The 4,987-nt window shown below is 71.3% G+C and carries 5 protein-coding genes; 3 read left to right on the top strand and 2 right to left on the bottom strand.

Going from position 1 to position 4,987, the window contains the following annotated elements:
* Both ACFQ79_RS40320 and ACFQ79_RS40315 read left to right on the top strand, forming a co-directional pair.
* The coding region (locus tag ACFQ79_RS40320) for a rodlin (protein ID WP_383593268.1) at positions 1 to 301 on the top strand (301 nt) is incomplete at its 5' end.
* Positions 302 to 471: 170 nt separating this feature from the next.
* On the top strand, positions 472 to 705 hold the full coding sequence (locus ACFQ79_RS40315; protein WP_319310271.1) for a chaplin: 234 nt from the start codon (positions 472 to 474) through the stop codon (positions 703 to 705).
* Positions 706 to 774: 69 nt separating this feature from the next.
* On the opposite strand, the gene ACFQ79_RS40310 is transcribed toward ACFQ79_RS40315, so the two are convergent.
* Together ACFQ79_RS40310 and ACFQ79_RS40305 are read right to left on the bottom strand one after the other, a co-directional pair.
* A complete protein-coding gene (locus tag ACFQ79_RS40310) occupies positions 775 to 2,031 on the bottom strand; it encodes an FAD-dependent oxidoreductase (RefSeq protein ID WP_383593271.1) in 1,257 nt (418 codons plus the stop codon).
* 26 nt (positions 2,032 to 2,057) lie between these two features.
* Positions 2,058 to 3,401, bottom strand: a complete 1,344-nt coding sequence (locus ACFQ79_RS40305; RefSeq protein WP_383593265.1) for an ATP-grasp domain-containing protein — start codon at positions 3,399 to 3,401, stop codon at positions 2,058 to 2,060.
* A 306-nt stretch (positions 3,402 to 3,707) separates the two neighbouring features.
* On the opposite strand from ACFQ79_RS40305, the gene ACFQ79_RS40300 reads away from it, so the two are divergent.
* Positions 3,708 to 4,987: glycosyl hydrolase (locus ACFQ79_RS40300; RefSeq protein WP_383593263.1), on the top strand; the 1,280-nt coding region annotated here is incomplete at its 3' end.

Below are 4,987 nucleotides of genomic sequence, written 5' to 3'. Positions count from 1 at the left end.
CAGCGGCAACGGCGCCCACCAGGAGTACGGCAACTCCGCCACGTACGGCCACATGAGCCCCCAGTTCTCGGCCGTCCAGGGCTCCCTGAACAAGCTCTGCCTCGGCGCCCCGGTCAAGGGCAACGTCGGCTCGGTCGTCGGCGTCCTCGTCCCGGTCGCGGTCCAGGACATCAACGTCCTCTCCTCCCCGCAGAACCAGCAGTGCACCGAGAACTCCACCCAGGCCAAGGGTGACGAGCCGCTGTCGCACATCCTGGAGGACATCCCGGTCCTCTCCGGGAACGGTGCCTACAACGGCTGATCCGTCTCGCGCAGGACAGGGCCGGAGGGAACGATCGCGTTCCCTCCGGCCCTGTCCGTGCGCGCAATGGAGTGAAAGAACGAAAGTCGTCGTTTTCGCGGTTTCCTTTGTGCGACCTGTTCGTTGTGTTGCGTGAAAACTGTTCCGCCACCGAAAGGATGCAGACGAAAATGAACTGTAAGAAGGCTGCTGCCGTCGTCGCCGGAATCATCATGGCCATGGGTGCGGCGACCCCCGCCTTCGCCGACGCGGGCGCCGAGGGTCTCGCGGTCGGTTCGCCGGGCGTCCTCTCCGGCAACGTCGTCCAGATCCCGATCCACGCGCCGATCAACGTCTGCGGCAACAGCGTGAACGTCATCGGCCTGCTCAACCCGGCCGCGTTCAACACCTGCGCCAACGTTTGAGCCCTGGCGGCACGCAGGCACAGGGGCCGGCCCCCGGAGAGCATCCGCTCCCCGGGAGCCGGCCCTCCCTCATGCCGAGACCGGCGCCTTCCCTCCCGTACGCGGCCGGCCCACCGCCCCGCCCCGGGCCCCCGCCCGCAGCCGCTGCCGCACCCCGCGCACCAGACGCCCCGCCGTGTACTCCGCACCGAAGACGAACCGCATCGAGGGACCGTACGAAGGAGCGGTGAGCAGCCCGGCCAGGAACAGACCCGGCCACGAGGACTCGAAGAGACCGCCGACCTCCGGGGCGCCGCCCGCGCCGACCGTCCGCAACGCACCGCGCAGCTCCGGGGAGAGCACGCCCGCCCGGTCCAGGCTCGGGGTGAACCCGGTGGCCGCGACGACATGGTCGGTCTCCACGACCGTCGCCCCCTCCTGCCCGGTCACGTCGAGCCGCAGCCGCTCGTCCCCCGTCACGGCCGCCGCGGTGATCCGCTGCCCGAGGCGTACGTCCCCGACCGCCGCGAACCGCTCGCGCAGCCACCACGCCCCCGCCGGGCCGAGTGCCGAGTCGAAGATCCGCTCACGGGTCGCGGCCGGCAGCCGGCGGAAGACACCCGGCGTGTCCGCGTACAGCCTGTTCCGCCAGCCGCAGCCGAGGCCCGTGTGCGGCGCGCGCACGCTCGGCCACAGGCCCCGGTCGAGAGCCGGGGGGAGGGTGTTCCAGTTCAGCCGGTCCGCGCGGGCGAGGACCCGAACGGTCGCGGCACCCTGCTCGACGAGGAGTGCGGCCGTCTCCAGGGCGGCCTGCCCGGCCCCGACGACGGTCACGTCCCGGCCGGCGAAGCGGTCCAGCTCGCCGTGGTGGCTGGAGTGGGTGACGTACCGCCGGGGCAGGCCCCGCAGCGGACCCGGGATCTCCATGAACGGCAGGACGCCGACCGCCAGCGCCACCGTCCTGGCCCGCAGCGCCTCGCCGTCCTCGGTCCGCAGTTCGAAGCCGTCCGCGCCGGGCGCGACCGAGCCGATCAGCCGCTCGTCGAGCGCGGGCACCGCCTGCCGGGCGAACCAGTCGCCGTACGCGGCGAAGAAGTCCACCGGCAGCGGCACCCCGTGCGCGGCGCGCACCCCCCGCGTGGCGGCGTAGGCGTCCAGCCCGTACGCCCGCTCCGGGTCGGAGAGATGGGAGGCCCAGGGCTCCGACTTCAGGAACATGCCCGAGGGCATCGCGTGCCAGGACTCCATCGAGCGGCCGAACGTCCGCAGGCGCAGCCCGTGGGCGGCCGCGTGCGCGGCCACGGACAGGCCGTACGGTCCGGCCCCGACGACCACCAGGTCGTACATCGACTTCGACATCGTGCCTTCCGCCTTCATCGTGGGGTGAGCTGGTTGGAGGAGCTGCGGGCCGGCGGCGTCGTCGGGGACAGCGGCGGACGCGCCCGCAGGGACCCGAGGAACCGGCGCGCCGAGACCACCGCCCTGCGCAGCAGGTGCCCGAGCCAGGCGAGGCCCATCGCGAACGCCGGTACAGGGTCGTCCGCCGCGCACCAGGCGTACTCGGTCCGCCCCGGCACGCCGTCGGAGCCTGCTCCGGACCTGTCCGCGGGGCGGCGGCGCGGGGAGGTGAGGAGCGACAGCACCGCGTAGTTCTCGACCACGAACCGGCGGCCGTACGCGGGGGAGTGCGGAGGGACGGGACGCCCGGTGAGGTCCAGATGGAGCGCCCGGACCACGTCCAGACCGTCCGCGTCGGCGAAGAGCCGGAACTGCGCGCCGGGCCGGGGGTTGAAGTCGAGCAGGTGGTACGCGCCCGTCGACCGGTTCATCCGGAAGTCCAGGTCGCACACGCCCCGGAAGCCGAGCGCGTCGAACAGCTCGCGGGCCGCGCGCTCCACGGCCGGGTTCGCCGTCCAGCGGCCCACGGCGGTGAGCCCGGCTCCGTCCGGCCAGGACCGCTCCTTGCGGCCCGTCGCCCCCGTCGTACAGCCGCCGTCGCCGCCCACGTACCCGTGGAAGAACCAGTCCAGGTCACGGCCCGCCGGGAGGAGTTCCTGGAGCAGCAGCCTGCTGCCGGCCTCCGGGCTCCGGGCGTACAGCTCCCGTACCTCGGCGAGGGACCGCACGATCGAGGTGCTCCGCAGCCCGCCGCCGGCCGGAAGCAGCCAGGGACGGCTCCACTTGGCGACCACCGGAAGCCCGAGCGACCAGGCCATCGCGGCGGCCTCGTCGGAACCGGCGGGGAGTTCCGTACGGGGGTGGGGCAGGCCCAGGGCCGCGCAGGTCTCGGCGAGCGCCGCCTTGTCCGCGACCCGCAGCAGCTGCTCCTCGGTCTGCGCGGGGAGCAGGAAGCGGGGGGAGAGCTCGGCACGGCGGCGTGCCAGGGCGAGGGCGCTCACGTCGTCCAGGGGGAGGACGAGGAGGGGAGTTGACGAGCCGTCGGGCGTGGGGCCCGTCCCCTCCTCGATCTCCTCGGCGTACCGGTGGAGGAGCGCGGTCAGCTCGCCGGCGGTGGTCGTCCCGGGGCTCGCGCGGGTCGACCGGAGATAACGGGAGCGGGCGACCGGACTGCGGCTCGATTCGATGACCGCGTGGACCGGAATTCCCGCCCGGCCCAGCGAGCGCGCGGCTCCGAGCGTGCCGTGATGGAAGGGATTCCGGTCGAGCCGTACAAGGACGGTGGGAACGCTGGTGTCGAAACTCTGACGACGCAGCACGGCATGCCCTTCATCTCGGATGCCCCAACTGGGCGATGAAATCCTCTAATGGACTACTGATCAGGCGAAGCCGAGTTCACGATCGGCTCATTAGGAATACTTTCGGAGTATCGGATTGACGGTTCGTCAAAAGGCGTACGAAGCGAAGGAGCGGCCATGGCGGCTACACATCGGCGACCATCGAGAGTGTGGCTGGGGGTGTTCACCGCCGGTCTCCTCGCCTCGGGCTCAGTCGTGCTCTCGTCCCCCGCGCACGCCTCCGAACCAGTAACGACGAGAGACCCCGGACCGACTCTCTCCAGCGCCATGGGAGCCTTCCTCGACTCGGGCGCGCTCGGGGTCGCCCGCATCGAGCAGCTGGAGCAGTGGCTCGGCGGACGCGAACTCCGCGTCGGCCACACCTACCTCCCCGGCGACCTCTGGAAGAACATCGAGGGCCCGCCCGGCTTCCTGGACGCCTGGGCGGACTGGCGCAACGAGAAGGCCGACCGCCTGTTCGTCCTCAACGTCCCCATGCTGGAGCGCAACGAGGCCGGCGTCTCCGACGCCGAGGTCCGCCGTCAGCTCCAGCTCGGAGCCGCCGGGTACTACGACCACCACTTCACGGCCCTCGCCGAGCGGCTCGTCCGGCTGCGGGCGACCGACACGGTCGTCAACCTCGGCTGGGAGATGAACGGGACGACGTACACCCATCGCTGTGCGCCCGACCCGACCGCGTGGAAGAAGTACTGGAACCGGATCGTCACCGCGATGCGTGCCGTCCCCGGACAGGAGTTCCGTTTCGACTTCAACCCGAGCCGCGGCCGTGACGCCGTCCCGTGGACGGAGTGCTACCCGGGCGACGACGTCGTCGACATCATCGGCATGGACTCGTACGACCAGCCCCCGGGGTCGAGTTTCGACCAGCACGTCAGCGAACCGTACGGGCTGCAGAAGCAGGTCGATTTCGCCGCCGAGCACGGAAAGCAGATCTCCTATCCCGAATGGGGGCTCTTCCGTAACGGCGACAACCCCGAATACATGCGGCGCATGCTGGAGTGGATGAAGCAGCACAAGCCGCTGTATCACACGATCACGGACTACTGTCCGCACGGAGTCTGGCAGTGCGACGACAATCCGCGGTCGTCGCAGACGTTCCGCCAGATGCTGTACGGCACCGAGCCGGAGCTCCCGACGCAGCCGACGGATCCCACGGACCCGGTGGACCCGACGGACCCGGTGGACCCGACGTGGCCGACGGATCCGGTGGACCCGACGGACCCCGTAGACCCGACGGATCCGACCGATCCCACGGGGCCGGTGGATCCGGTGGACCCGACGATTCCCGAGCCGAAGCCGGAACCGAAGCCCGAGCCGAAGCCGGAACCGAAGCCTGAGCCGAAGCCGGAACCGAAGCCTGAGCCGAAGCCGGAACCGAAGCCTGAGCCGAAGCCGGAGCCCAAGCCGGAGCCCAAGCCCGAGCCGAAGCCTGAGCCGAAGCCTGAGCCGAAGCCGGAGCCGAAGCCGGAACCCAAGCCGGAACCGAAGCCTGAGCCGAAGCCGGAGCCGAAGCCGGAACCCAAGCCGGAACCGAAGCCCGAGCCGAA

Origin of the sequence: Streptomyces sp. NPDC056480 (assembly GCF_042795405.1) — a bacterium.
Lineage (GTDB): Bacteria > Actinomycetota > Actinomycetes > Streptomycetales > Streptomycetaceae > Streptomyces.
This window is presented reverse-complemented; position numbering and strand designations above follow the sequence as displayed.